Source organism: Cronobacter sp. HA18003 (assembly GCF_011605905.1).
In the GTDB taxonomy this organism is placed as follows: domain Bacteria; phylum Pseudomonadota; class Gammaproteobacteria; order Enterobacterales; family Enterobacteriaceae; genus Cronobacter; species Cronobacter sakazakii.
Window position 1 is genome coordinate 690,016 of record NZ_JAANQO010000011.1, and the last position, 25,983, is coordinate 715,998.

The following is a 25,983-nucleotide window of genomic DNA, read 5'->3' on the forward strand; positions in this document are numbered from 1 at the left end:
AAAGGGATTTTTAATAAGCGGTTTTACTATGGGGCATGGTCGGGGCATTTACAGTTATGCTTTTGTTCAGGATAGACAACTGATCCGCGTCGTTTTCAGACATCCATTTACCGTAAACTTGATACACCATCCTCGCGTTAGCGTGACCCATTTGCCCGGCGATAAAGTTAGGGTTAGCTCCTGCAGAAAGAGCCCAGCAAGCATAAGTATGTCTGGACTGATAAGCTTTTCTGTGACGAATTCCCGCACGCCGCATAGCCGAGGCCCAGCTTTGGTTCAGTGAGCCTGTGGCGTAGTTAATCCCACAATGAGGGTTTTTAGTGTACACGGCAGGGCTGAAGACGAACGTGCACTTATCCAGTCGCTTTTTACCGTATTCGCGTAGAGCGACACTGATATCATGCTGCTTACCAAGTCTTGTAAGTTCCGCTTGATCTCGTAAGACAGCAATAGCTGCATCAATCAGCACTATTTTCCTGTCTGTTCCGGCGTCAGTTTTAGGAGGAGTAAAGTTACGGGCGGCAGTGTAATTCCTTGTGACAGAGATAGTACCAGCCTTGAGATCTACATCTTCCCAAGCTAAGGCACATATTTCACCATGTCTCATGCCGGTGAATACAGCCAGACTCCAGAGATTTTTAAGCTGGCGATTGTCGCAAGCTGCGATAAGTCGCTCAAATTCATCTTTAGTTAATGGGTCCGGTTCTGATTTGGCTCTTTTTAACGAGGTTATGTTTCGCATGGGATTTACAGGTATATAGTCGTTATGGCTGGCGAACTCCAATATCCCATTTATCACAAGCATATAGTAATTTACAGTCGATGCGGTGCGGCCTTTAATTGGTTCCGTATGCCAATGTTTAGGACGTTGAAAACCGAGTAGCAATTCTCTACGTAGCGACAATAAAAACTCTTGGTTTATTGATGCGATAAGAGTATCGGCGCCGATATATGGCATAACGTTCTTGATTGCAGCTGCATAACGTACGTACGTATTCTTGCAAACATCGATTTCCTTTAACGAGAGCCATTTCTCACTAATAGTAGCGAAATCGATGTCGGGTTTAGCAACGCCAAAGCGTGCCAAGTGACGTGAGTCTGGGAACTGTGCGGCATAATCAAACGTGCCCGTTTTGATGGCATAGCAAATCGCATTGCGAAGCTCGCCCGCTTTTTTACGATTCTTAGGGGAGTCAGGGACTCCCAAGTTTTCCCTGACTCTTACTCCTTTGTAGATAAACCAGATGCGAAGCTTCCCACCGTGGTTTTCGACACCGGTTGGGTACTCAATCATTACGTCTCCTTTTTACTAAGTTCACTTAAGCTATATAACGGCGCGGCTTTGCCATCGCCTGCCGTTCAATCCAACGATCTATCTCTTCCAGGTTATAAAAGCAGGGGCTGTTATCCCAGGGCTGACCATCAGGCGCGACATGTATGTACTCTTTGCCTTCAAGAAAGCTTTGTTCCCTTGCTCTTTTCAACGTTCCTCTTTTGAACCCTTTAAGCGCAATAAGCTGTTCTTCCGCAACCCATTTCCCAGGGGATACAATCATCACTACTTCACTCATGAAATCCTCCTCGGCCCGAAAGCCGCTATCAAAATACAAAATTTAATTCACTACTAAAAAGCGGGGCGTGGGCCCGGTTATTACTGTGGGATCACTTCATCGTAAGCCGCATCTGGTTCGCTTTTCTCCGCGCCAGAAGGGGCTGGGAATTCGTAAGGAGCCCCTTCAAGTTGAAGCCATAGAGCTGAGCGGGCTGCTTTGATGGTCGGCCAGTCCATGCCTTTAATTCGCTCCCAGGAGCGAGAGCAGAACACCTGTTCCAGAAGGTCGGCTTTAGCGCGTTTAGCGTCGTTACTGGTGCCGCCATGATGTTTTTTCAGCAGCTCGACAATCTCATCGAGGGCGATCTCTCTCGCGCGTTTCTCTTTTTGCCATGTCGGCAAACCATCATCGGCAAACAGCTCGCCATTATCGCGAGAGGTATCCACGCCTAAATGTGTTCCGCCCAGGTTAAGGAATTCAATGTGCGGCAGAAAGTGTTTAAACGTCGGGTTCGCGAATGTCTGGCCGTCAATGCGAGTAGAGCGGTCCTTAAGAATGCGCGCGGTGCGCCATACCTGCCCGGACTCAAGATCCATTTGCTTTTCCATCTGAATCAGTATTGAAGGCTCGTAACCCGTCTCGGTTTCGGCCTTCATCTTGATGCCGGTTTTCTCTAACTGGCGCTTGCCGTCGTCACCTTCGAAAAAGTCGTACTCATAGCCTGCGCGGCCACACATGATGATATGCGCCTGGCTGTTAACGAAACGGTCGGTAAAACGCCGCCATTCCTGTTTCAGCCACGACCAGTCCGAGAATTCAAGGCCACGCTTACGTTTGCGGCGGGTTGCGTACTCATCACACAAGCACGTCCAGAAATGGCTGATGGAGTCGATGATGAGCACTGAGCCGCTTTGTTCCGCTTCATTAACAGCGGCAAGCAGATGCACAAATGCGCGCGTTTTAGCTGTATAAAGCTCAATGTTCTCAGCATCGAAGCGGGGTTTTACCCAGTCAGAGCCGGTTTCGGTATCAAGGAACATTACCGGCTTATCACCCATTTCAAGTCCACGCTGGCGCATCAACAGGACCAGGCCGATCGCCAGTTCGCTGGCAGTGTAAGTTTTGCCGTCTCCGGCAAAACCCATGATTCCGGCTTTAAGGAAAGCCTGTGTATTAGTGGCTCGTTGGAAAAGGGCCATCTCATCCTCTCCTCAAATCCATGTTAATTGCAGTCTGTTTGGCCGCGAGCGTTTCGGCGGCATACCGCAGGAACTCGGCTGCCTTTTCCTGAAAATCCACATCATCGAAGGTTGCAGTAAGGGCGGCTTTATCCGCCTGGGTGTTGCTGAGTAGAGCGTGAAGGTGATGAAACTTGATCTGGCGATCGTATAAGTCGGCCAGCTCCGCTTCTTCCTCTTCACGAGCTATTTGTATGTAGTGGTCTTGCCATGCGCGCTCTTCGATACGGTCATGCATGAAATACGCGTTCACGATTCCTCCTGTAAAAGGGCGTAAAAATCCCCGGTGCCTTGTTAGCCACCAATTACGAGGGTTTGATTAATGTCAGAAAGGGTGGGTCAGTGGGTTAGCGGATTACCGAACCCATCAAGAAAAACTTCGACTACGCGATCAGTAATGCGGATTTGCTCGCGCATCGAGTGAAGGTAAACGTGTTTACCACGGATCGCTGAGACTCGGTAAGCGCAACCATCGCGGAGCGCCATCATTCCAGGTGCAAGACATTGCCTGATTAACGGCATAGTGCCGTAGTGTTGATTAACCATCTTCTCCCTTGCCGTTAACGCCCGGCTGGCGGAACGTTTTGCTAAGTAATCACTGCGCCGTGCTGTTACTGACGAGATAGATGATATACCCTTGAGTTTTAAATTTCAAGTCTCAAAGGTATAATTATTATAACTTAAAAGTTTTGCTGGGAGTGTTTTAGGAATAGAACAGGGTATCGCCAAATAATTAATTTCAGTCAAAATCGTTAACCGACCGAACTTGACCATCGGCAGAGAGTGATTTAATTTAAAATGACTGTATAGATATACAGTCATTTGGGTTGTGAAATCATAGAAAGAGGAGAGGGGCATGCCTAATGCAATGTTGCGCACCGCGCCGGGAGTTTACAAAAAGGTCGTCCTGGCAAACAAGCATTGCTGGGCTTTGGAATGGGGAATTTATCTACGGAAAGATCGGGCCATAAAGACAATAACTCCCAGTATCTCCACACGTTCGTCTATAGGAACAAGCCCGAGTCGCGAGTCTCCGACGTCCAGATAGTTTTGCGGCCCGCGGGTGAGATATCTGTATGCCGAAGATTTGCCGTTTATCTTTGCGTAAACAAAATCGTTATTAACCGGAGTTTCCTCAGAATCTACAACAATGGTGCAGCCTTGGGGTAATTCGGGGAATCCGGTTTCATAGTTTAACTTGTATGCTCTTGATTTTTCATGATTAATAGCATCTGGGACAACAGTTAGTCCTATTTGTTTTTCGCTTTCATCATAAAGCGGGAGCGCTATAGTTCCTTCGTAAACAATAGAACTGGCATTGCTTGTTTCGACCTGCTCGGACTTCATGCTCCCAACTCCATGCGCCAGCCACTCTGGCCGTACGCCTAAAGCTTTAGCAAGATCAACAATCTTCGCTGAACTCTGAGTTCTACCAGAAACAATTTTCCAAACTGTAGGCTGGGATACACCTGCTGCCTCAGCAAGCGAAGCTTGGCTAAAGCCGCCTGCCGTCATTGCAATTTCAAGCCTTTGAGAGAGTGTCGTTTTCATATTCCCAAACTATAACCGCGGGTTTAACTAGTCAAATAACTATGGGATTGACTGAGTCTATAACCATGAGTATTATTCATCTCATCACCAAAACTCTTGGGTGTTGAAAATGAACGAGTATATTGCAAAAGCCATAGAGATTGCCGGTTCACAAGCCAAATTAGCTGAACAGGTAGGAGTGTCACAAGTTAGCGTTTGCCGTTGGCTAAACAACAAGAAGAAGGTGTCGCCGGAACGCGTCATCGCAGTTGTTAAAGCTACCGGGGGCGTAATCAAGCCTTACCAAATACGCCCCGATCTACCAATGCTTTTTCCACATTCAGAAAATTAAGCTTCATCTTGCGCGGGTCTACCAACAATCAGAAGTAATAGTAGGAAGTATTAACCATGAGAACCACACAGAAACGCACAACGAGTAAGACTCTGCAAATTGAAACCCGTATCAGGAGCTGCATCGCCGCTCTTGGGGTTACCCAAGTTGCGAAAGGGATGGGTGTTCATCACTCGCAGATCAGCCGCATGCAAACAGGAAAAAATTGCTTTGTGGAGCGAGCCGCCAAATTGCTGGCTGTTATAGGTTTCGATAACCGCGAAGAGACGGTGATTATTAAAGGCGAGCAAACGGCAGAGGTGGCGAAAGCGCTTATCTCAATGCTGGAGCATTTAAAAGGCGAAACCCCGTACTGCGCTAACAGTGCCGGGGCTTCTGAACGCAAACACATGGGCATGTAATTTGCGTGATGATTATGACAAAGCAAATTTTGACTATCAACATCTCAATCAAAAGTACGGATTCATAGCGTTTCTTGCAGGTGGCGCACCATGAGTATGGAATTGATGGCTAAGGCTATGAAAATCACTGTCGGTAACCCGCTGCGTAAGCTGGTGCTAATCAAGCTGGCGGATAATGCAAGCGATAAAGGCGAGTGCTGGCCTTCATACCAGCATATTGCTGATCAATGCGAAATCACTAAGCGCTCGGTAATGAACCATATAGCTGCGCTTTGTGAAGCTGGCTTGGTTGAAAAAGAGGCACGTATAGGCCCCAAAGGCAATTCGAGCAATCTATATATTTTGAAGCTGGATAACCCAGCGAAATCACCGGCAGGTAGTGAACGAAATTCACTAAGGGGCAGTGAATCTGGTTCACTACCTAGTGAATCTCTTTCACCAGAGGGTAGTGAATCTGGTTCACTCAGAACCAGTCACTTTATAGAACCAGTCAATGAACCTATTACGTCAGAGAACGCCACCGCGTCCTCTGGCGCCGTTAAAAAACACAAGGATTTGATTGTACCAATTAGATCCCATGCGGCTATTCGTTCACCAAAAGGCGACAAGTGGGGAACCGTTGATGACCTGCGAACCGCTGAATTAATATTCGGCAAAGTGCAGGAGGTTACCCCTGCCGCACGCAAACCTAACTGGGCGGCATGGGCCAATGATATTCGTTTGATGCGCATAGCCCTAAACGTGACACATGCTGAAATTTGGCAGGTATTCAGTTGGGCGAACACCGATCATTTCTGGCAAACAAACATTTTGTGCCCGGCCAAGCTTCGCGAGAAATGGCCGACGCTGACTGCTCAGATGACGCGGCCAATTCGCTATCGCCTTGCTATAACGCAGCAGCATACGCCGCACTGGAATAGCCCTGAAGCGTGGGAGGACGTACTATGAGTGAACAACTAATTCAGGCTATTGCACACCGAGACAGCCAAACACTGGCCCGGCTTGCTAGCAAATACCAACCTGCCCAAGAGCGCACCGCAAAGAGCGTAGTGAATACCGAGGCTGAGCGTCTGGTTGATTCTTTGTTTCGGCAGCTCAAGCAAGTATTCCCGGCGTCCGCTGCGACGAACCTGCGCACCGATACCGACGAGGCGGTGGCCAAACAGCAATGGATTATGGCATTCGCTGAGAATGGCATTACCTCAAGGGAACAATTGAGCGCAGGAATGAAAAAGGCCCGTGCCAGCCTTTCGCCCTTCTGGCCCTCTCCGGGACAATTTATACAATGGTGTAAGGAAGGGGGAGCGATCCAAGCTTTGCTCCCATCTGTGGATGAGCTTGTAGAGATGGTACACGTATACTGCGCACGCCGTGGTTATTATGAATCGCCGGAGCACTATCCATGGAAGCACTATTCATATTATTGGATGGTAACAGCGCTGTATAATGGCATGCGCACCTATTGTTGGTCGGAAACAGAACTTGCTAATCAAGCTGGCTATGAGATTAAAAAAATGGCTAACCGCATAAAATCTGGTGAAAAAATTCCTAAGCCACGCACATTGATTCGTAGTAACACGAGTGGTAAACCCCTTTCAAGGGAAGAAGGGCTAGCCAAATTAGCTGAACTGCGTGTTAAGTTTGGTTTACTCCACCGAAAAGAGCAGGTTAAAAAGCAGGCTATTATCTAGTAATTATTTGAATTTATTATTTTTTTTGTTAGCAAAGTCGTAAAAGGTAAAGTGCATTATAGTTTGGTCACGTGAGGTATAGCTTAGAAAATATTTCTAAACCTCATGATTTTTATCTTAATCCCTTGTTCAGCAAAGTGTTTAATACGTATACTAGCTAGCCCAAGCTTTACTTTGATTGGGTGAAAGCTTTCGAAAACAAGGATTTTGGGTAGTTGAATGAGGTTTCAATAAGCATTTGACGATTAGAGGACGTAAAATTGATTAAGTTTTTACATATTAAGAACTTCAAGGGTTTAGATGACATTGAGTTACACAATTTAAAAAAAGTAAATATAATAGCCGGTAAGAATGGTAGAGGCAAAACCTCAATATTAGATGCTATATTCATTACTAATGATATAGTGTCACCTGATTGCTTGCTCAAACCAATTGCTTTTAGAGGAGGAGTGCCAAACTTAAATGAGAGCGATTTGTGGTATTCTTATTTTAATGCATATGACGCCTCCAAAAAGATATTTATTGAATTTGGTAATGACAAAGGCAGGAAATATGAAGCGACTTTAGAGGTTGAGAGCCGAAAGAACAGAGCAACTGAGAATATAAATGTAATTTCAAGCGACGCGTTTGATAAAAATAAAATGTCTTTAACTTCAGCTGATAGTAACTTTGTGTTGAATATCAGATTGAAGGATTCTACTGACCCTAAACGGTTAGATTTGATACTACATGCAGAACAAAGTATTAATGGTTCGCAAATCACGTCGAAGTTAACACGCCATGCCACTAACTATATAAATGAGCCAACCACCTTTATCACTACTTCCAATAAAATAAATCAGGCTAACACAATTAGTGTTATTGGTGAACTCATTAAAAGAAAAGACAAAGAAAGGTTGCTCAAAAACATTTCTTTAATTAATAAGAATATAACGGATATAGCATTGGTTATGTCTAATGAGCAGCCTGAGATACTAGTAGATATTGGACATAAGAGACTGGTTGACCTCTCCACTTTGGGCGAAGGTGTTAGTAAGCTATTGACAATTTTTGCCATTTCTTTCTTCACGAAGAATGGGATTATTTTAATTGATGAAATAGAAAACGGAATACATTATTCATTAATGCCAAGAATAATTAAAACCTTGGTTGAGCTTTGTAACGAAAATAATAACCAAATTTTTATCACTACGCATAGCTATGATGTTATTAAGACAATTGGTGATATGGCAAAGTCAAACGAATTGACTGAAAATGATATTACTTTTACTAGGATTGGTTATTCTGAGAGGAAAAGTAAAACAATATCTTCTACCTTCTCCGTGGATGAAGTTAAAGCCTCTACGGAAGAGAATTGGGAGATCCGTTAATGGCTGATGCAATTCATATTAATAAAGTAATTGAAAAAGAAAAAATACTCTTTGTTGAAGGTCGAGATGAATTGGTTTTTTTCGATTCCCTCTTACAATTTATGGGTGATGAATATCATAAAACTATTCAAATAATACCATATGAGGGTAAGGCTAAGCTTAATGAATTCCTTTCAATGATATCCAAAACAGAAGGTTTTATAGAAAATGTTTCATCTTTCGCTGTGACTAGAGACGCAGATATGAATCATGGGGCGGCAATTGAGTCCATTAATTCAACTTTAAGGAGATTGTTCTCATTTTGTAAAGTGGACCATAATGAGTTTAAAGAGACAGATGCATTAAAGATAGGTGTTTTTGTTTTTCCTGGAAAGAATAAAAGTGGTGAGCTTGAAGATTTAGTTTTGGATGCTATTAAAGGAAACCAAGTATGCGCCCTTGTCGATGATTATTTGAACGGCTTAGAGAATACCACAAAACCTAAAAATGAAAGCTCGGATTTTACATTCCCGAGAAAACCATCCAAAGCCAAAATACAAATTTATTTTTCAAGTATGAAAGAATCTGATACCCGTTTAGGTATCTCGGCACAAAGAAAATATATCGACTTTAATCATGATTGCTTTGATGAAATAAAACGTTTTATATCTTTAATGTAATGGTTGGGGGGAGCCCCCCCCGCCCCATTATATTATAACGTTACCACAAGGGGGCTATTTTAATCTTGTCTTAGGAGAGTTTAGTGTTTATAAGAGCAAATCAATAATTGTATTATTCTGTCAATGATTGTAATTCATCGTAGGATTGCATAATTGTTTATTGATAAGTACGAGTACCTAATCTTCAAATGATTGCAGTGAAGCTATTGAGATGGTCAGCTTTATTAGTTGGATCCTAAATAATAACTTTACGATCTATAACTTTGGATAGCTTATCATCATTCATTTCTATCGATCTTTATTATCGTGGCTATTTTTACTGCTTGATATTTGTGGTTTAGTTTTCGTCAGTTATAGGTTCCGCGACCTGTAAGTTAAATGAGACTTACGCCTTGCGTTTTCGCTGAAACATCAATGCATAATAATATGCATTTCTAACATAATTTTTCTACCATCATGGGGTTATTGTTTGCCATCTCATTTTTTATTGTATAGTGCTGCTTACTTCTTAATTACTCTTGGATCATAATTAATCGTGCCTGATTACTTTCTTTTTGTTACATCGTTATCTCAGAGATTAACAGGTGCAAGTAGTTAACTTAGACCATTCTGAATGCGGTTTAGCAATCATTGATTGCTTAAATACAAAAATAATTACGGGCATAGTTACCATCTGGAAAAAAGAAATCTCCCCTGCGCGTACTACTTACTAGGAAAAGTTATAATGATTGGCGACATGTGTTTTTAAGAAAAAATAAGTTCGTTTGCTCTTTAAAGCGCTGAAAGATATTATATCAATGGCGGCAAAGAAGGGTGATTCCTACTTCTGGTTGAAGTAAAATAGCTACTCAAGTCTGAACAACTTGCTAAGTAACGCTGTGCCATGGAAGGGAATTTATGGCGCAGATTGATTCTAAAAAACTCTTCATCTTTATACTGATCGTACTCTCAATTGCGACCAGTGCTCTCGTATATCCAGCGTTCGACCTCTACGGAGGTGCAGCGTGAATTTACCCAAAGACGGCATTCGCCTTCACAAATCCAACTTCGCTTCCATCGGCCAGCAATTGCAGCCGCTACTAGCTAATGGTGATTGCTACCGCCTGATCATCAAACCCTGGCGCGAAACTCGCAGCCTTTCTCAGAACGCGCTGGCGCACATGTGGTTTGCTGAAATTAGTGACTATCTCATTAAGCGCGGTAAAGCCTTTGCTTCCGCTGCGTGGGTTAAGGACGCGTTGAAGCATTCCTATCTCGGTTACGAACGCCGCGAGATGACTGACGTCATTACCGGCGAGAAAACCATTATCAGCTCTCTTCGTCATACCTCCGATCTTGATACCGGCGAGATGCATTTCTTCCTCTCGCAAGTTGAAGCTTGGGCTCTGAGCATCGGTTGCCGCCTCACTATTCCTGAGGACTGTGAATATTCGCAGCTCCGGGCAGAGCAGGAGGCTTAATCATGCGTATGGGATGGTTTGAACACTCGGATTGCACCGCAGAAGAGGCCGACGAGCTGCTTCGCCAGTATCGCAAACGCGGTATGAAAGCGGAGCGGTCTCTTTCTGCGGACTGTAAGACGTTCGTTGTTCGCGTACTGCTGCCGGAAAGCAAATATCCGCCACGGCAGGACACTACATTTCAACAGCGGATGTGGAGGTGAGTGTGAAGAGTATTTATCGAAGCGCTAAATGGCTGGCCGCCGTTCGCCAGTTAGATTGTTGCGTCCTTTGCCGCCGCTGGGGTGTACAGGCGGCACATCGCAACGAGGACAAAGGCATGGGCCTTAAGGTCGATGACAGCCTGACGGCAGCGCTCTGTGTTGACTGTCATCATGCTATCGATAACGGCAGCGAACTGACAAGAGAGGAGCGTCGCGCACTAATGGACCGCGCCATCGTGCTTACGCTTCGGGAACTAACGCGGCGCGGTCTGGTGGTGCCCAAATGACAAAGACCTATGAATTCACATTGCCGTATCCACCAAGTGTTAACGATTACTGGCGGCGTGGAAATGGCATTACCTACATCAATAAGAAAGGCCGCGAGTACCGTCGGGCAGTGCAGGAGATCCTGCATATCCTCAAGCTCGACATAAACATCACTGCGCGGCTGAGGCTGCGCATTATCGCGAACATGCCTGATAAGCGCCGCCGCGATATTGACAACATTCTCAAAGCGGTCTGCGACTCACTAGAGAAGGGCGGTTTCATGCAAAACGACTCGCAAATAGACGAGCTGAAAGTAATACGCGGGGAAGTCATTCCCGGTGGACGTCTGGGTATTAAAGTCACGGAGATTGAAGAGTGATAGCACAGGATTACGAATACATCCGTCAGCAACTCATTACCGCGACCGCTGATTTAAGCGGGTCAACCAAGGGGCAACTCGTTGCGTTTGCAGAAAACGCTCAATTAGCCACGAATCGCTACAAGCGAAAGCGCCTGAAGGTTAGGGATGAGGAAACCGGGGACATGATTACCTTAGATAATCCACCCTTACCGGGAGTGCAGTCCCGAGCCAAAGGTTCATCAATCGCGCTGGTGCTTCCCGTCGAATACGCTACCGCGAGCTGGCGTCGGGCTGTACTGGCGCTTGATGAAGTCGAATGCGCCTGGCTGCTTTGGTGTTACTCCGAAAACATACGTTATGCACATCAGGTCGAGATAGTACGCTGGGGATGGGAGATTTTCAGCGAGGAACTCAAAGGACAGCGTATCGCCGGTAAGACACTGGAGCGTTTGCGTGCGTTGGTATGGCTGGCGGCGCAGGACGTTAAACACGAGTTACGAAATGAGCCGCAAGGCTGCTACAAAGCCCATGCGCTGGCGCAGATGGTTGGGGTAACAAAATCTACGTGGTCGGAAGGATATGCCGCACGGTGGGCGCAGATGAGAGCCAATTTTATTTATCTGGATAAGAGGGCCGTAATAGATGCATCAAAAACACGTTCGAAGCAGAAGGTAGCAAATTACAAACAAGTTATTGCAAAACCGAACTAAAACCGGTAAATTTATTTGCATTATGTTATTTTGCCTCTGTTATATCTAACCCGCCTTGTGCGGGTTTTTTGTTTCTGCGACATGTGCCATCAGATAATATGGCTTCCATTACCGATACCTTCAGAGGCAACAAATGGCACTGGTGTTTATTCCAGCCCTTATCGTTTTACTTACTGCAAAAGAGAAAGAACTTGGTCGCGAGCTGACACAAGAAGAAGTTGAGACACTACGCGATAATGCAGTCGGTATGGTAATGCCTGACGAAATCGGTTTAGAAATGAATGAGAGCCGTGGTTATCCTGACGTTGACCCAGAGAACGTCTGGCATGATTGGCTTTCCTACAAAAACTCTTTTGACGTCCAGTAAAGAGATACGCTCCTGCTCCTTAACATAGGCACGTTCTATAACCGCCCTGTTGTTTGGGTATAGAGCTTTTTGTGTGAGAGGTGGCCTTTTCATGTTATCTGGCGTTCCAACTTTGCAAACGTGCCGGAAATTAAAAGTTGATAATAATCACGATATGAAAATAAAACCTTTTTCGTTAATGCCCGCGATCCTTTTCGTCCCAGGACTTGCTACTTTTAAAGCGCGCCCCTCACATGGTGCAAATAATTAGCTGTAGCGAATTCTTCCGGTATTGAGTGCCGAGTCCATCTTCATTGTTAAAATTGAGATGTGCCGCACCTGACCAACTCAGGGGAGAATAGTACGTTACAGAACAAGGGCTATGGAGCGTCCTGAAGTCACGCATGTTGCCAGTTCTGCCGAACTGGCTTTTTTTTGGGTAAAATTTTATTTATCGGTAATGGCTTGAAAATTTAGGGCCCAATGCTAAATTTTTGCCATCGTTGCATTGGCATGCGCGATAGACATCCAACAATTTTAATGGTGAATCCCCCTGTGCGGCGGGGCATTACTGGCTAAGTCCAAGGGTGAGCAGCATGCGAGACTTTGTTGCCAGTCAAAGTCTCACCGGGAAGCACCCGGCACTATTATTTATGAGGTTATTTTAAGGCCAGCTTGTCAGAGCTGGCTTTTTTTTGCCCTTTTCCTTATCTCCGTTCCACTCCTGTCTTAACACAGAACACTTCCCTGAACAGAGGAGGTGAGAGTATGTATCAAATGGATAAATTAACGACAGGCATTGCCTATGGTACATCTGTAGGTAATGCCGGGTTTTGGGTGCTTCAGCTCCTCGATAAAGTTTCCCCATCACAGTGGGCGGCTATTGGTGTACTCGGCAGTCTGGTGTTCGGCTTTCTTACTTTCCTGACCAACCTCTATTTCAAAATCAAAGAAGATCGGCGTAAAGCCGCAAGGGGAGAATGATGTCCCCGGCATTAAAACAACGAATCGTCGCAGCTGTGGGCGGTGGGGCTATTGCCATTGCCACCGCAATGGTTGCTGGTAAAGACGGCTTAGAAGGGCGCGAGTATGTGCCTTATCGGGATGTGGTTGGCGTTCTTACGGTCTGTGATGGACATACCGGCAAAGACATTATTCCGGGAAAGCGTTACACCGATGCCGAGTGTGATGCGCTTACCCAAGCTGATATGACACATATCGCTCGCCAGATTGATCCGCACATCAAAGTAAACACTACTGATACCCAACGCGCCGCTATCTACTCATTTGCCTATAACGTCGGCCCCTCAGCAGCTATCAAATCTACTCTGATGAAAAAGCTTAACGACGGTGATTATGTCGGGGCATGTAACGAGCTTAAGCGCTGGATTTACGCTGGTGGCAAGAAGTGGAGAGGGTTGATGAGCAGGCGAGAAGTTGAACATCAGGTTTGCATGTGGGATCGGTAATGAAGGTCATTGGAAAATTTGTAATCTATGTACTGCTTTTTATGCTCACGGGTTTACTTTCCTGGCGCGCTGGCTGGAATGCCCACTCTGATTACGTAAACGCGATGGCGGCAAGAAAGAAAGCAAAAGCTGAAGATATGATTCGTTCTTCTGAGATTAAAGCTGCTCGCAACAGTCACGAAGGAAAAATCGTTTACCATGTTATCAATCGTGATGTAATTAAATATGTCCAGTCTCCAAATCGTACTGTGTGTAAGTTTGACAATGATGCTGTGCAGTTGCGGCAGCGCGCCATCGACGCTGCCAATTCCCTCAGCGGATTTGATGGAGCCCCCATGCAAAGCAAGTAATGCTGGTAGAAACAGTGACGAAGATTTACTGGCTGATGTAGAAACCGCAAAGTGCTTAAGACAGTTAAGGCTCGACAAATACCGATGGCAGGCTTGGTATAATTCTCTTAAATAGGCTCATTTATGAGCTATAAATCCCTGTTTTTTGCTTTTTTATGGTCTTTATTGTGGGTAATCACCTGATAAAGCAAGGAATTATCTGACATGGTGCGCATATCCTCTGCCTTAAATTAATTCCCCCTATTAACGTCCAAAAATAGCCAATCTACGATACATTGATTGTTACTATCAATTGTTTTAAAATTTTCGATAGTTATTTCCAATTTGGTGTTAAGCTTCGTGTAACTTCGGTTCACCTGCCAACACCAGATGAGGGTACTGAAGCCAGTTTAATTGGCCGAACGTCGACATTTTCCGGTGGCACCTGAGTGTTGACTTCGTTAAGCCCAGCTAAGCGATAAACAAAGGCCACGCTTTTGCGTGGCCTTTTCTGTAACGAGATGGGTTTTCTCTAGCCCATGTTCGCTGGGAATAATTATGAATGATGTCATGCTCTTCGGTGAGGGCTGGAATGGCGAAATTTTGACGATAGCAAATCGTGCAAGAGCCATTCACCATATACCCATTAAACACGAAACCAGAACCGTTACATTTTTTATCACAACATACATATCTGATAGCGGCATACCTTATCTTATCGGTATCTCTGAACTAGAGCCTTCGCAGGAAGATATTGAAAAGGCCATCGTGATTTATTCACCTAGGGGTACGTCTTTTCCGAAGTACTAGACCCTTTTAAAGGATTTTGTCGCTCGATAGTGAAGAGGTGAGCTTGAGGAGTCCAGATACGTCAAGTTCAGGATCTTTTTTATCTAGAGAGGCTGCGATCGACAGTAGCGCGTTGAACTGAGTAAGCAAAACTGTCGTTTCGGATTTGAAAGTATTATCTTCCGAGTCCAGTGCTGCGTTGATTGCTTGCTTAACGGCTTCAACCATTTCCTCAAAGCTGCCACCTTTACCAATCGTAATTAACATCGCACTTAAGAGCAGAGCCTGAGCTTCTACCTGCGCAGTCAGCTGCTTAGCTTCAGCATCCATTTTGGAAATCTTTGCAAGCATGCTGTAAATCACGTTTTTCATGAAGCTCTCCTTTTCCCTGTTCACATTAACAATGCAGTTAATAGGGGCAATCAACATTTTCCTAAAATATTCAGGAGCCTGGATATATTCTGCATTTTTTCAGGTGATTTCCTTCACATAATTACAAGCAACTTAAATGAAACTTAATCGTCAATTAAATCTGAATAAAGATGGAATTGTGGATATGTGGCACCCTCAGCGCGATGTGGCTGCGATAGATGCGAAATATACCAAGGAGGAGTTGGCAGGCGCTTAGAGGAACGTCGTTCACTTTGAGCGCGTTGTTGCTGCTGGTCGTAGGCGGTTGCAGCGCAGTGCCACCAGGGCAGCAAAGGGAGTGCCCGGCTCCTCTGGCATGGAAGAGGGAGCTCCCCGTCTTACTGAACCCGCTAAACGGGATTATCTCTCCCTTAGAGAAAGAATCGAAATCAGCTGGAGCATGATTCCAGGTTTGCAGCAGTACATAACAGAGCGGTGTTTGAAATGACCATTACAAGGGATGTGAGGGACGTTCCTATAAAAAAGCTTTAATCATAATCTGTGATTTTTTAGCACACCTTTTTCATCGAAAATGAAAAGTGCGGTGTCGCCCATGCCATTCTGGCACACGACGCCATCAGCATTCGTGCGGTCAGTTATGCCCTGACAAGCCATATTACTAACATAAGGTCTTATCTGGCATTTCAGTGTCCGGCCATCTTCAATTTTGAGGGTGCCATTTTGGATTTGATTTGCAGCGAGGGCAGGGCACGATCCATTGCCCCAATTGATACCATGATGCTTTTGAAAAGCGGAACATCCCGAAAGCATTACTACACCAGTGATGAGCGTGAAAAGCTGAATCTTCTTCATTGGCAAGGTCTTCTGCTATTAGTTCTATTTTGATGATTTCAAAAAGCGGCGAAGTACCATCATCACTATCACGTAAATAATGGACGTTAGCACTACAATGGCTACGGTATCGATTATCACGTAAGCCATTTCGACATTCTCCTGCCCACCCTCACCAAATAGCTTATATGACAGACTAATGGCCGTATCAGTGCTGACAAGGGAATAAATGTCGAAACTTCGCCCGACCAACATCGACAGCACAATAAAAAAGACAACTTTTAAAGCTCTACGGGCGATCGTTGGCATTCGTGACCACCTCAATACAACCATATGTCATGAGACTTTTCATGCAAGGAACTCGAACCTGTTCAGTATTAAGAAGCGCTTTGCGTATGATCTCAAAGTCACTGCTGTGGGCCAGAGTAATACATCCTAACGAGAGACGACCTGGGTGTAGGCGAAACGAACCTCGGCGAACATTGTTAATCCAGGTTGTGTCGTCAATACCACGATCATCACGGTATAGTGCGAACCACGTAGAGTGATCCGTGGGTACACCATCCCAGTAAGTTCGCTGTGTATCTATAGCCCACGAGCGAAGCCCGTTTTTCCAGTTTCCTTCTGGTCGGTCAACTATCCAGTATTTACCTTCTGGAATAGGGCCGTTGTCAGGCGTTGTCGTGCTGTTGCTACGGTTACGATATTCACCGTTGCCTGAAAAGGCCAAGAAGGTTCCAACACCATAAATAGTGAGAGGTGCAAAATCTGCTTCATTGAGTATGAACTTCCCTTTTAATGCCATAACCACACCTTCCTTGAGAAAAAAGCAAAGCATTAAAGCACCTCAGACATTGGGTTTCTAGCCTACCTACCAAACCCGGCAGGTCTGTTTGCCTTATTTGGTTCTTCTCTTAAAGGAGTATTTATGCCCCCAAAGACACCTAAAGCTTGCCGAAAACGTGGATGTGGTAAATCAACTACAGACAGAAGCGGATATTGCGAAGCGCATAAAAGTGCTGGCTGGGAACGCTATAACAACGGGCGCACAGCAACACAGCGAGGCTATGGCGCAGAGTGGCGCAAGGTAAGGAACATAGTTATCAAGCGTGACAAGGGGTTGTGTCAGACCTGTAAGCGTGAGGGCGTCATTCGTCCCGGTTCAAGCGTCGACCATATCATTGCTAAAGCTCACGGGGGCACAGACGACCCGAGTAATCTCGAATGCATTTGCTCTGAACATCACAAGGCTAAGACTGCGCGATAACGATGAGGGAGTTCTTCGCGCACTGATTGAAGCGGTTGACGCTGGCACAGGCGGGAACCTTGATGACAAAACGCCGCTTCGCCTGATGACGCCAGTCGCGGGACTTTCTTCAACATGCTATGCGGAGTCGGTTGAAGGTGGAACGGATTTAGAAACGCTGGAGGACTGGCGTTCGCGAATCATGGCGCGCTGGTACTACACGCCACAGGGCGGCGCGGATGCCGATTACCGGATATGGGCGACTGACGTCGCGGGGATCACCCGCGCCTGGGTGTTCCGCCATCATGCCGGACGCGGGACGGTTGGCGTGATGCCTGCTAACAGCGACTTAGATAATCCGGTGCCGGATGAGACGTTAATCGACGCGGTTAAACAGTACATTCTTCCGCTTGCGCCGGTGGCCGGTTCAGGCTTGTTTGTTTTCCCGCCGACGCTGAGAAAAATCGACTTCGAAATCGCGCTTGCTAAAGATACTCCGGCAATCAGGGCAGCGGTAACGAAAGAGATTAAATCGGCGTTGTTCAGGGACGGCGAGCCGTCAGGAAAGATTTATCTTTCTCGTATCAGTGAGGCGATCAGCCTGGCGACTGACCAGTTCGCGCACCGCCTGATTTCGCCAGCGAAAGACGTAGAGCTCGGCACCTATGAATTACCGGTTATCGGGGAGATAACGTGGTCGAACTACAACGAATCTGACGTTGAAATAGATGTCGCCCTGAATTCGTTCTCACCGAACCCCGTCACGCTGCCGGACAGCCCGGACGCATTCGCGACCGCCACCTTCACGCCTGAGAATCTGCCGTCGCTGGATGGGGTTAACATCACCTGGGACTTTGTCCCGGCAGGCGAGGGCGAGCCTGACCCGTCGACCCTTTGCGTCATTACCCCGAGTGCAGATAACAGCGGCGTGAAAGCAACCGGCATTGCTCCGGGGACAGTTCATGTCCGGGTTACTGTCGAGTACAAAGGCAAGACCGCGACGGATAACTCCTATCTCGATATTGAGGAGGTTACGTGGCTGTAGAGGACGAATATACCCGCCTGTTAAAACGGCTTTTACCGCCTGGCCCCGCCTGGGAGGGGAATAATCCCCTCCTCGAAGGGCTCGCGCCGTCTCTGGCGCGGGTACATGCGCAGTCGTCGGCATTAATGCGCGAGATTGATCCGGGGGCGGCGGTGCAGCTCCTCGACCGTTACGAGGCGTTATGCGGGCTGCCTGATGAATGCACCATTGAAGAGACGCAAACCCTCTCGCAGCGACAGCGGCGACTGGCGGCAAAGGTAAACGGTTACGGCGGCATTAACGAGGCGTTTTACCGGCGACAGCTCGATGCGCTCGGCTATCGGTCTGTTTCAATCACACAGTATCAAAACGAGGCGGAGAATCCTCGCCCGGATATCGCCACGGACGACGACTACCGCTATTTGTGGCAGGTGAATATTCCGACGCTCGCGACGATTGAGGTCATGACATGCACTTCCAGTTGCGTTGGCAGCCTTCGCACGTGGGGCGATACGGTCATTGAATGCGTGATTAACAAGGTTTCGCCCTCTCATACCGAAGTCGTGTTCGCGTACACGGAATAAAGCGCTTCCTTTCCAGTTAACCCTGCTCCGGCGGGGTTTTTTTATGAGGTAATTACTTTGCATCGTATAGATACCCCCACAGCACAGCAGGGCAAATTCGGCGCGGGCAAAAACGGCTTTACGGCTGGCGACCCGACGCTCGGCGTTCCGGCGACGCAGCTTGACGAGACCTTTTTCGATTCGGTGCAGGAAGAGATCTGCGCTGTGATTGAGGGAGCCGGGATTCAGCTAAAAAAAAGTGACCGTGCGCAGCTCTCCGCCGCCATCGACAAGATGATTCAGGCAAAGCATGATCTGGCGCTCCTGATTAAGAACAATCTTTCAGACGTCGACGACGTCGAGCAGGCGCGGAAAAACCTCGGTCTCGGAAAGTTGGCGCTAAAAGACAGCGTGACGGCTTTCGACGTTAACGCCATTCCTAATGGTAGGCAGTTGGGTACTGCCCACTTGGACACGCTGACTGGCTCAAAATACGGGCGCTATTATCAGCAATACACGGCAAACGCTACAGCAGCGAATGGTTATCCGACGAACGTTGCCGGAGCGCTGGACGTTATTCAGAATGGCGCTGGCAGCTCCGAAGGGTGTACACAGGAATATCGCCCTTACACCTCGAATGTCTGTTACCGCCGGTATTACAGAGGAGACAGTAAAGCCTGGTCGTCGTGGGAGTATGACCTTACGAGCGCGGGCGGCGTCATCAACGGGTTCGTAGAAATTACCGGAGATGCGCGATCAGTGACTATTAAGCCTAAAACGGCTAACAACGGTTACTATTTCTTTGGTCGTAAGTCAGACAACACCAATCATTTTTATCTTGGGCAGGGTTCCAATAATTCCGACAACGTAACTTGGGGTAACTATCTTACCAATTCCTCTATTTCTCTTGTTGCTGGTGGTGTGGCTGTTTCGGGTATAATAACCCCCTCTAACTGGAGTAATTTTGACGCCCGTTATCAAGCTAAAAACACTGCAAACAGGGCTTCTAATGGCTGGTTTAAGGATGGTTCGACAGGGCTGATCTTTCAGTGGGGAGTTGCTCGTCGCTCTGGAGATTCTACAAAAATAGCTTTTCCTGTAGCATTTCCTAATGCTTGTCTTAACGTTCAGCTTACTCTTGCATGGGCGGGAAGTTTCCATGATCAGAATATATACGCGCAGCTAATCGACCGCACTGCCTTTAACTATATTGCAGGCAGTGGCGAGACAATGGCTTATTTTTTCGCAGTGGGTTATTAATCATTAGGGCATATTTTATGGGCTCAATCCTTTTTTTCGGTATCGCTGGAGATTGATTATCGAGCTTCCGGAGCACTGTCCAATGATGCCCCCATAAGGGACGATCTTTATAACTCTTTAAATGAATGGCAGGCAGACGGGAGAATCATTATTTCGTATGAAACGGGACAACCTAAGTTGATTCAACCGACAATCGACTGGCGGGCGCAAGCTGAAACACGGCGTCAGATACTGCTATCACAAGCTCATAGCGTAACTTCGGACTGGGTATTGAGTTGATGCTTGGTGCACTTCCTGATGCAGACAAGGCCAGACTGTCACGGTGGATGGAGTACATTCGCAAAGTGAAGGCGTTGAGCTTTACCTGCGTTAGTGATGGGCAAAGTTTTAAGGCAATCACTTGGCCTGTAAAGCCTGTCTAACCCGTTGGGGCTAAAGCTGAGTTGCGCACCGCCTTCGGGCGGTGTCTTCTTGTACTGGTCTCGCATCATATTGATCGGTGAAAGCGATCAATATTGTCTTATTGATCTACAGTACCAATTTCAAAAGTTGCCGCCATGCTGGTAGTGTGCCCACAAAAACTAAGTGGGTATTTTTATGTTTCCCAGGCTTACTGCCGGCGCAAAATTATTCTTAATTATTCTGTTTGGCGGCGGATTTATGCTTATTGCATTGATCGCGTACATGCTTACACCATCGGCTTCCAGCACACAGCATTTCAGAAGGGCTTTACCAGTCAAACTCAACTGTGATCAGCACGATTTCATTTTTGAAGGAAATGGAGAAGAGGCGAAAGAGCGCATTCAGCAACTCCGGACACAGCGTTACGATCACTACTGTCTGAAGCGGGTTGGGGAGCGTCAATGGGACGTTTACGCGAAGTAGCAGTCTTACTGGTCGTATGACGATAACGTGCTTTAAGCACTTGTATGGCATCATTTAATGTCCGCTTTTAGCGAAAAATGGGCATTGAGCCATTTAAATAATCTGTGCAAGCATTTGTCGTTGAGGATGACACTTACGAATAGATCCATTTCCCGCCTGTACTCTTAATCTCATCCTGCTGAATTTTCCCTACGGGATTATAAAAACCCGCCGAAGCGGGTTTAGTAATTTGGATTTTTTCTCAGGCGGCCATCTTTCGGCATTGTTCGGCGCAGTGATGACAAGCTCTGGAGCATTCCTGGCAATGGTCATGTTCATGCTTTCCACACTCATCGCCGCACTTCTGACAAACATCAGCGCAAAGACGGCAGAGCGCCTGAGCTGAATCGCTATTTAGCGCCATGAACTGAGCTGCAAGACGGCAGATATTTGCACACTGCATATCCAGTTTTATGCACTCGCGCATCATCTCCAGGTTCTCTTCTTCGAGACACGAAGCAGCACAGTTATCACATGCAGTTGCGCATAGATAACAGGCTTCGATGCATTTTTTGTATTCGTCTAACATAATTTCTCCTCAGTTAAAGTTACGTATTAAGCATGGAAGAGATAACTGATTATGCAATATTGGAATTAGTTAATAACCTTTTCAATATTTCACCTCTATGATTTTAAATGCAAAAGTTCCAATGTCCGCTCCTGGCACAAAGCTGACAACAGGATTAGGCACATGTAATAGCTTTGTACCACTTGCTATAGCCGAGAATGATAGGTCAAACCGTGGGGCATATATGGGACACATGAGTATCATAAATGTCCCAAATATGAACATAAAACGAACCGGTTAAGCGCTTAACAAGGCCCATTCAGCACAGAAAATACGGTAAATTTCCGAAACTCCGCCCCATCCCTCCCTTATCGCCGACAATCATCGCTACCAGCCGGGCAGCGGGGCGATTAATTTTCGCAGCGCGTTCGATCAACTGCGCGCTGATGGCTATGACGGCTATATCGTCTATGAATGCCGCATCCGGGCCGACGACCCGGCGCAGGCCTACCGGCAGTCGCTTGACTTCCTGCGTCAGTGTTAAGAGGCGGCGTGCGAAATGAGTGCTCATCAAACCTCGCCGCTGAAGGTGGCCATTATTGGTGCCGGTCAGGTGGCGGATAACGTTCATGCCTCGTTTTACCGCACGCGTGAAGAGGTGCAACTGGTGGCTGTCTGCGACAGCCGCCCTGAACAGGCGCAGGCGTTCGCAGAACGCCACGCCATCAGGCACGTTTTCACCGATGTCGCCACGCTGCTGGCAGAGGTGCGCCCGGATGTGGTCAGCGTCTGCTCGCCGAACCGTTTTCATCATGAACATGTGATGCAGGCGCTGGCGGCGGGGTGTCATGTGATGTGTGAAAAGCCGCCCGCCATGACGCCCGAACAGGCGGACGAGATGCGCCAGGCCGCCCGGCGGTCCGGTAAAGTGCTGGCCTACGATTTCCACCATCGCTTCGCCCGCGATACGCAACTGCTGCGCGAACAGGTAGCGAGCGGTACGCTTGGCGACGTGTATGTCACCAATGCGCGGGCGCTGCGGCGCTGCGGCGTGCCGGGCTGGGGCGTGTTTACCAACAAAGCGCTACAGGGCGGCGGGCCGCTTATCGACATCGGCATTCATATGCTGGATGCGGCGCTGTTTGTGCTCGGGTTTCCGCGGGTAGCGCGCGTGACCGCGCATACGTTCCAGAAGCTTGGCACCACCAAAAGCAGCGGCCAGTTTGGCCGCTGGGATCCGCAACAATACACGGTAGAAGACGCGCTGTTCGCCACAGTGGAGTTTGCCAGCGGCAACATCCTGCGGCTCGAAACCTCGTTTGCGCTCAACATCGCCCCGCAGTCGCAGATGAACGTTGAGTTTTGCGGCGACAAAGCGGGGGCGACGCTCTTTCCGGCGCACATTTATCAGGACTGCGACGGCGAGCTGCTGACGTTAATGCAGCGCGAAAAGGCAGACGATCGACGTCACCAGCGCAGCATGGAAGCGTTTCTTGACCGTGTGCAGGGCAAACCCACACCCGTTGCAGACGGCGAGCAGGGCTGGCAGATCCAGCGGCTGGTGGCGGCCATCTATCAGGCGGCAGAAACAGGGAAGTGTGTTGAGCTATGAATCCATTAACCACGCTGGTCGAAGCGCGCTTCGATCCGCATTACCACAATAAATACGCCACGCTGATGGCCGCCGGCAACGGCGCGCTGGGCGTGCGCGCCACGCATGAAGAAGCCTACACCACCCAGACGCGCGGCATGTTTTTAGCCGGGCTTTACCACAGGGCAGGCGAGGGTGAAACCACAGAGCTGGTCAATCTGCCGGATCTGGTCGGAATGGACATTGAGCTTAACGGCGAAATTTTTAGCCTGCTGAGTGGTGAGATTCTGCGTTATCGCCGTGAGCTCTGCTTTGCAAGCGGGGAACTGACACGCACCGTCGAGTGGCGTTCACCACGCGGGCAGCGTTTTACGCTCAAAAGCGAGCGCTTTATCTCCGCCACGCGGCTTGGGCTGTTCTGCCTGCGGCTTGCCATTACGCCTGTTGATAGCGCGGCCACCGTGCGCGTGGCGACGGGCATCGACGCCACCCAGACCAACAGCGGGCGTCAGCACCTGGCAGAGCGTGAACTGCGCGTTTTTGAAAACAGCTACCTTCAGGCGCGCTACCGCACGCTCGATAACGTCTCGGATGTGACGCTGGGCTGCGTCTGTCGTGTGAATGCTCAGGCGCAGGTGAGCTTTTCGGCGAAAAACCGCCGGCTGTTGCAGCACAGTCAGCAAAAGCTCGCTGCGGGCGAAAGCTTCACGCTTGAGAAATGCGCCTGGGTCAGCGCGTCGCTTGACGCGCCGGATGATAGCGCGGCGCTGGCTGCGCTGCGTGAATGCGCCACAATGGGTTATGACGCACTGCTGGCGGAATCCTCCGCGGCCCGTCGCGTCTGGTGGCAACAGGCGCGCGTCGAGGTCGAAAGCGATAGACGTCAGGATCAACAGGCGCTCGATTTCGCGCTTTATCACCTGCATGCCATGACGCCGCGCCACGACGAGCGCAGTAGCATCGCCGCCAAAGGTCTGACCGGCGAAGGCTATAAAGGGCACGTCTTCTGGGACACGGAAGTGTTTCTGCTGCCGTTTCACCTGCATACCGCGCCCGCAGTCGCGCGCCAGCTTCTGCGCTATCGCTGGCTGAACCTGGCCGGTGCGAAGCGTAAGGCCGCACGCGGCGGCTGGCAGGGAGCGCTCTTCCCGTGGGAGAGCGCGCGCACCGGCGAGGAAGAGACGCCCGAATTCGCGGCGATCAACATCCGCACCGGCCTGCGCCAGAAGGTGGCCTCTGCGCTTGCCGAGCATCATCTGGTGGCCGATATCGCCTGGGCGGTGGCGGCGTACTGGCAGGCGACGGGTGACGATATGTTTATGGCGAAGGAAGGTCGCAAACTGCTTGAAGAGACCGCGCGCTTCTGGCTGAGCCGTGCGCAGGACGTTAACGGGCGGCTGGAGCTGCACGATGTCATCGGCCCCGATGAATACACCGAGCACATTAACAACAACGCTTACACCAGCTATCTGGCACACCACAATGTCGCGCTGGCGCGGGATATCCGCCGCCGTTTCGGTATACCGGACGACGCGTTGACGGCGCAGTGCGACGATTTTCTCGCGCGGCTGTATCTGCCTGTGGCGCGCGAAGATGGCGTTATTCCGCAAGACGATACGTTCTTTGGTAAACCGACCATTGATCTTACGCGCTACCGTGCAAGTGCGGGCAGCCAGTCGGTGCTGCTTGATTACTCGCGGGCGGAAGTGAACGAGATGCAGATCCTCAAGCAGGCGGATGTGGTGATGCTGCTCTATATGCTGCCGTGGCGGTTTGATAGCGCGACGGTGGCGGCGAATCTCGACTACTACGAGCCGCGTACCATTCATGATTCTTCACTCAGCAAAGCCATTCACGGCATCGTCGCGGCCCGTTGCGGGCGGCGCAATGAGGCGTATGGCTTCTGGCGCGCCGGCTGTGAGATCGATCTCGGCGATGCGCCGCACAGCAGCGATGACGGTATTCATGCGGCCGCGACCGGTGCCATCTGGCTTGGCGCAGTCGTGGGGTTCGCAGGCGTCAGCGTCAAAGAAGGGGAACTTTATGTGACACCGTCACTTCCGGCGCAGTGGCGTCGTCTGGCGTTTCCCTTCTGCTGGCAGGGGCAGCAGCTTCATTTTGAGATAACGCAGGCGTCTCTGACGGTCAGAAGTGCTCACGCCGTCAGGATGTTCATTAATGATACGGAGCAGGAAATTCACGGCGAGCGTGTTTTCCCTCTGCCGGACAGCGCGCGCAGGGAGGCGAAATGAAACCGGACGCCGTGATTTTCGATCTCGATGGCGTGATTACCGACACCGCCCACCTGCACTTTGTCGCCTGGCGGCAGGTGGCGGCAGACATAGGGATCGCCATCGACGAGCAGTTTAATCAGCAGCTCAAGGGCATCAGTCGGATGGGCTCGCTGGAGCGCATTCTCGCCTGGGGAGGTAAAGCCGATGCCTTCAGCGAGGCGGAAAAAGCGTCACTCGCCACGCGCAAAAACGCGCTTTACGTTGAATCATTACGCACGCTAACGCCGAAGGCAGTGCTGCCGGGCATCGCCTCGCTGCTGGCGGCGCTGCGCCGGGAGGGCATCGGTATCGGGCTGGCATCGGTGTCGCTCAACGCGCCCGCGATTTTGCAGGCGCTCGACCTTGCCGCACAGTTCGACTTCTGCGCCGACGCCGCAAGGCTTATGCACTCCAAGCCTGACCCAGAGATTTTTCTCGCCGCCTGCGCCGGGCTTGGCGTGGCGGCGGCGCGTTGTATCGGCGTGGAGGATGCGCAGGCGGGTATTGACGCTATCAACGCCTGTGGCATGGCGTCCGTAGGCATCGGCGCAGAGCTGCGCGGCGCGCAGCTGCGGCTGGATAACACCGCAGAGCTCACCTGGCCGCGACTGCACGCGCTCTGGAATCAACAACGGTGCGCCACGGCGCGCTGATAACAAGGAC

The 25,983-nt window shown here is 48.8% G+C and carries 33 protein-coding genes and 2 pseudogenes; 25 read left to right on the forward strand and 10 right to left on the reverse strand.

Translation table 11 applies throughout. The annotated features are described in order from the left end of the window. Positions 1 to 10 precede the first annotated feature (10 nt). From G6041_RS04285 to G6041_RS04305, 6 genes are all read right to left on the reverse strand, one after another. Positions 11 to 1,294 (reverse strand): tyrosine-type recombinase/integrase, encoded by a 1,284-nt coding sequence (locus G6041_RS04285; protein ID WP_012124593.1) that lies wholly within the window; start codon positions 1,292 to 1,294, stop codon positions 11 to 13. Between the two features lie 25 nt (positions 1,295 to 1,319). Continuing rightward, positions 1,320 to 1,571, reverse strand: a complete 252-nt coding sequence (gene xisR, locus G6041_RS04290; RefSeq protein ID WP_015386639.1) for an excisionase family protein — start codon at positions 1,569 to 1,571, stop codon at positions 1,320 to 1,322. 80 nt (positions 1,572 to 1,651) lie between these two features. Continuing rightward, positions 1,652 to 2,752 carry an AAA family ATPase gene (locus tag G6041_RS04295; RefSeq protein ID WP_012124595.1) on the reverse strand — a complete coding sequence of 367 codons (1,101 nt, stop codon included), beginning with the start codon at positions 2,750 to 2,752 and terminating at the stop codon, positions 1,652 to 1,654. Position 2,753: 1 nt separating this feature from the next. Then, entirely contained in the window at positions 2,754 to 3,044 is a 291-nt protein-coding gene (locus tag G6041_RS04300) for a host-nuclease inhibitor Gam family protein (RefSeq protein ID WP_038862657.1), read from the reverse strand. Between the two features lie 86 nt (positions 3,045 to 3,130). Beyond that, complete coding sequence (locus G6041_RS21365; RefSeq protein WP_071818003.1) at positions 3,131 to 3,337, reverse strand: cell division protein FtsZ; 207 nt, start codon at positions 3,335 to 3,337, stop codon at positions 3,131 to 3,133. Between the two features lie 399 nt (positions 3,338 to 3,736). Continuing rightward, on the reverse strand, positions 3,737 to 4,342 hold the full coding sequence (locus tag G6041_RS04305; protein WP_012124597.1) for a helix-turn-helix domain-containing protein: 606 nt from the start codon (positions 4,340 to 4,342) through the stop codon (positions 3,737 to 3,739). A 109-nt stretch (positions 4,343 to 4,451) separates the two neighbouring features. Here G6041_RS04305 and G6041_RS04310 point away from each other — a divergent pair, with 109 nt between their 5' ends. The 14 genes from G6041_RS04310 to G6041_RS04375 all read left to right on the forward strand — a co-directional run bounded on the left by G6041_RS04310 (position 4,452) and on the right by G6041_RS04375 (position 13,960). After that, positions 4,452 to 4,673, forward strand: coding sequence for a transcriptional regulator (locus G6041_RS04310; protein ID WP_071818046.1), 222 nt, complete (start codon positions 4,452 to 4,454; stop codon positions 4,671 to 4,673). A gap of 56 nt (positions 4,674 to 4,729) precedes the next feature. Continuing rightward, the gene (locus G6041_RS04315; RefSeq protein WP_012124598.1) at positions 4,730 to 5,074 is read left to right on the forward strand and encodes a CII family transcriptional regulator; all 345 of its coding nucleotides are present in this window, start codon (positions 4,730 to 4,732) and stop codon (positions 5,072 to 5,074) included. A gap of 90 nt (positions 5,075 to 5,164) precedes the next feature. Then, the gene (locus G6041_RS04320; RefSeq protein WP_012124599.1) at positions 5,165 to 6,022 is read left to right on the forward strand and encodes a helix-turn-helix domain-containing protein; all 858 of its coding nucleotides are present in this window, start codon (positions 5,165 to 5,167) and stop codon (positions 6,020 to 6,022) included. After that, positions 6,019 to 6,765 carry a replication protein P gene (locus G6041_RS04325; protein ID WP_012124600.1) on the forward strand — a complete coding sequence of 249 codons (747 nt, stop codon included), beginning with the start codon at positions 6,019 to 6,021 and terminating at the stop codon, positions 6,763 to 6,765. The genes G6041_RS04320 and G6041_RS04325 overlap by 4 nt, the downstream gene beginning before the upstream one ends. Before the next feature lie 260 nt (positions 6,766 to 7,025). Further along, a complete protein-coding gene (locus tag G6041_RS04330; protein ID WP_012124601.1) occupies positions 7,026 to 8,135 on the forward strand; it encodes an AAA family ATPase in 1,110 nt (369 codons plus the stop codon). Further along, entirely contained in the window at positions 8,135 to 8,794 is a 660-nt protein-coding gene (locus G6041_RS04335; RefSeq protein WP_012124602.1) for a DUF3226 domain-containing protein, read from the forward strand. The genes G6041_RS04330 and G6041_RS04335 overlap by 1 nt, the downstream gene beginning before the upstream one ends. A gap of 1,004 nt (positions 8,795 to 9,798) precedes the next feature. Next, a complete protein-coding gene (locus G6041_RS04340) occupies positions 9,799 to 10,254 on the forward strand; it encodes a YbcN family protein (RefSeq protein ID WP_012124603.1) in 456 nt (151 codons plus the stop codon). Between the two features lie 193 nt (positions 10,255 to 10,447). Beyond that, positions 10,448 to 10,744, forward strand: coding sequence for a hypothetical protein (locus G6041_RS04345; RefSeq protein ID WP_012124605.1), 297 nt, complete (start codon positions 10,448 to 10,450; stop codon positions 10,742 to 10,744). Further along, positions 10,741 to 11,103, forward strand: a complete 363-nt coding sequence (locus G6041_RS04350) for a RusA family crossover junction endodeoxyribonuclease (RefSeq protein ID WP_012124606.1) — start codon at positions 10,741 to 10,743, stop codon at positions 11,101 to 11,103. Before G6041_RS04345 ends, G6041_RS04350 begins: the two co-directional genes overlap by 4 nt. Then, complete coding sequence (locus G6041_RS04355; protein WP_038859070.1) at positions 11,100 to 11,795, forward strand: bacteriophage antitermination protein Q; 696 nt, start codon at positions 11,100 to 11,102, stop codon at positions 11,793 to 11,795. The genes G6041_RS04350 and G6041_RS04355 overlap by 4 nt, the downstream gene beginning before the upstream one ends. Positions 11,796 to 11,928: 133 nt before the next feature. Continuing rightward, the gene (locus G6041_RS04360; RefSeq protein ID WP_012124608.1) at positions 11,929 to 12,162 is read left to right on the forward strand and encodes a hypothetical protein; all 234 of its coding nucleotides are present in this window, start codon (positions 11,929 to 11,931) and stop codon (positions 12,160 to 12,162) included. A gap of 747 nt (positions 12,163 to 12,909) precedes the next feature. Continuing rightward, positions 12,910 to 13,125, forward strand: coding sequence for a class II holin family protein (locus G6041_RS04365; RefSeq protein WP_007793917.1), 216 nt, complete (start codon positions 12,910 to 12,912; stop codon positions 13,123 to 13,125). Further along, positions 13,125 to 13,610: a lysozyme gene (locus G6041_RS04370; RefSeq protein WP_015386656.1), complete on the forward strand. Its 486-nt coding sequence runs from the start codon at positions 13,125 to 13,127 to the stop codon at positions 13,608 to 13,610. The genes G6041_RS04365 and G6041_RS04370 overlap by 1 nt, the downstream gene beginning before the upstream one ends. Then, positions 13,610 to 13,960, forward strand: coding sequence for a hypothetical protein (locus G6041_RS04375; protein ID WP_012124610.1), 351 nt, complete (start codon positions 13,610 to 13,612; stop codon positions 13,958 to 13,960). The genes G6041_RS04370 and G6041_RS04375 overlap by 1 nt, the downstream gene beginning before the upstream one ends. Positions 13,961 to 14,755: 795 nt before the next feature. Here the strand turns inward: G6041_RS04375 and iraP are convergent. Next, the gene (iraP, locus tag G6041_RS04380; RefSeq protein ID WP_041460487.1) at positions 14,756 to 15,100 is read right to left on the reverse strand and encodes an anti-adapter protein IraP; all 345 of its coding nucleotides are present in this window, start codon (positions 15,098 to 15,100) and stop codon (positions 14,756 to 14,758) included. A 136-nt stretch (positions 15,101 to 15,236) separates the two neighbouring features. On the opposite strand from iraP, the gene G6041_RS04385 reads away from it, so the two are divergent. Further along, on the forward strand, positions 15,237 to 15,356 hold the full coding sequence (locus G6041_RS04385) for a lysis system i-spanin subunit Rz (RefSeq protein ID WP_108637838.1): 120 nt from the start codon (positions 15,237 to 15,239) through the stop codon (positions 15,354 to 15,356). A 39-nt stretch (positions 15,357 to 15,395) separates the two neighbouring features. Then, a pseudogene (locus G6041_RS21645) lies at positions 15,396 to 15,587 on the forward strand (lysis system i-spanin subunit Rz); the annotation flags it as partial. 44 nt (positions 15,588 to 15,631) lie between these two features. Here G6041_RS21645 and G6041_RS04395 read toward each other — a convergent pair. Next, positions 15,632 to 15,952, reverse strand: a complete 321-nt coding sequence (locus tag G6041_RS04395) for a hypothetical protein (RefSeq protein WP_012124613.1) — start codon at positions 15,950 to 15,952, stop codon at positions 15,632 to 15,634. Between the two features lie 268 nt (positions 15,953 to 16,220). Continuing rightward, positions 16,221 to 16,736 carry a DUF2778 domain-containing protein gene (locus tag G6041_RS04400; protein WP_071818047.1) on the reverse strand — a complete coding sequence of 172 codons (516 nt, stop codon included), beginning with the start codon at positions 16,734 to 16,736 and terminating at the stop codon, positions 16,221 to 16,223. A 123-nt stretch (positions 16,737 to 16,859) separates the two neighbouring features. Here G6041_RS04400 and G6041_RS04405 point away from each other — a divergent pair, with 123 nt between their 5' ends. The 5 genes from G6041_RS04405 (at position 16,860) to G6041_RS21650 (ending at position 20,446) form a co-directional block, all read left to right on the forward strand. Further along, the gene (locus G6041_RS04405; RefSeq protein ID WP_084999403.1) at positions 16,860 to 17,198 is read left to right on the forward strand and encodes an HNH endonuclease; all 339 of its coding nucleotides are present in this window, start codon (positions 16,860 to 16,862) and stop codon (positions 17,196 to 17,198) included. Continuing rightward, the gene (locus G6041_RS04410) at positions 17,113 to 18,222 is read left to right on the forward strand and encodes a baseplate J/gp47 family protein (RefSeq protein ID WP_236908637.1); all 1,110 of its coding nucleotides are present in this window, start codon (positions 17,113 to 17,115) and stop codon (positions 18,220 to 18,222) included. Before G6041_RS04405 ends, G6041_RS04410 begins: the two co-directional genes overlap by 86 nt. Continuing rightward, positions 18,213 to 18,785 carry a YmfQ family protein gene (locus tag G6041_RS04415; protein ID WP_012124627.1) on the forward strand — a complete coding sequence of 191 codons (573 nt, stop codon included), beginning with the start codon at positions 18,213 to 18,215 and terminating at the stop codon, positions 18,783 to 18,785. The genes G6041_RS04410 and G6041_RS04415 overlap by 10 nt, the downstream gene beginning before the upstream one ends. Before the next feature lie 57 nt (positions 18,786 to 18,842). Beyond that, positions 18,843 to 20,024, forward strand: coding sequence for a gp53-like domain-containing protein (locus tag G6041_RS04420; protein ID WP_012124628.1), 1,182 nt, complete (start codon positions 18,843 to 18,845; stop codon positions 20,022 to 20,024). A gap of 326 nt (positions 20,025 to 20,350) precedes the next feature. Beyond that, positions 20,351 to 20,446 (forward strand): hypothetical protein, encoded by a 96-nt coding sequence (locus G6041_RS21650; RefSeq protein ID WP_369598761.1) that lies wholly within the window; start codon positions 20,351 to 20,353, stop codon positions 20,444 to 20,446. A 704-nt stretch (positions 20,447 to 21,150) separates the two neighbouring features. Here G6041_RS21650 and G6041_RS04430 read toward each other — a convergent pair. Continuing rightward, positions 21,151 to 21,477 (reverse strand): four-helix bundle copper-binding protein, encoded by a 327-nt coding sequence (locus tag G6041_RS04430; protein WP_015386679.1) that lies wholly within the window; start codon positions 21,475 to 21,477, stop codon positions 21,151 to 21,153. Between the two features lie 349 nt (positions 21,478 to 21,826). Here G6041_RS04430 and G6041_RS21370 point away from each other — a divergent pair. The 4 genes and pseudogenes from G6041_RS21370 to pgmB form a co-directional block, all read left to right on the forward strand. Beyond that, positions 21,827 to 22,000 (forward strand): annotated as a pseudogene (locus G6041_RS21370) (TIM barrel protein); the annotation flags it as partial. Between the two features lie 15 nt (positions 22,001 to 22,015). Beyond that, positions 22,016 to 23,068: a Gfo/Idh/MocA family protein gene (locus G6041_RS04440; protein ID WP_041460489.1), complete on the forward strand. Its 1,053-nt coding sequence runs from the start codon at positions 22,016 to 22,018 to the stop codon at positions 23,066 to 23,068. Then, complete coding sequence (locus G6041_RS04445) at positions 23,065 to 25,299, forward strand: glycoside hydrolase family 65 protein (protein WP_012124632.1); 2,235 nt, start codon at positions 23,065 to 23,067, stop codon at positions 25,297 to 25,299. Before G6041_RS04440 ends, G6041_RS04445 begins: the two co-directional genes overlap by 4 nt. After that, positions 25,296 to 25,973, forward strand: a complete 678-nt coding sequence (pgmB, locus tag G6041_RS04450; protein ID WP_012124633.1) for a beta-phosphoglucomutase — start codon at positions 25,296 to 25,298, stop codon at positions 25,971 to 25,973. Before G6041_RS04445 ends, pgmB begins: the two co-directional genes overlap by 4 nt. Positions 25,974 to 25,983 lie beyond the last annotated feature (10 nt).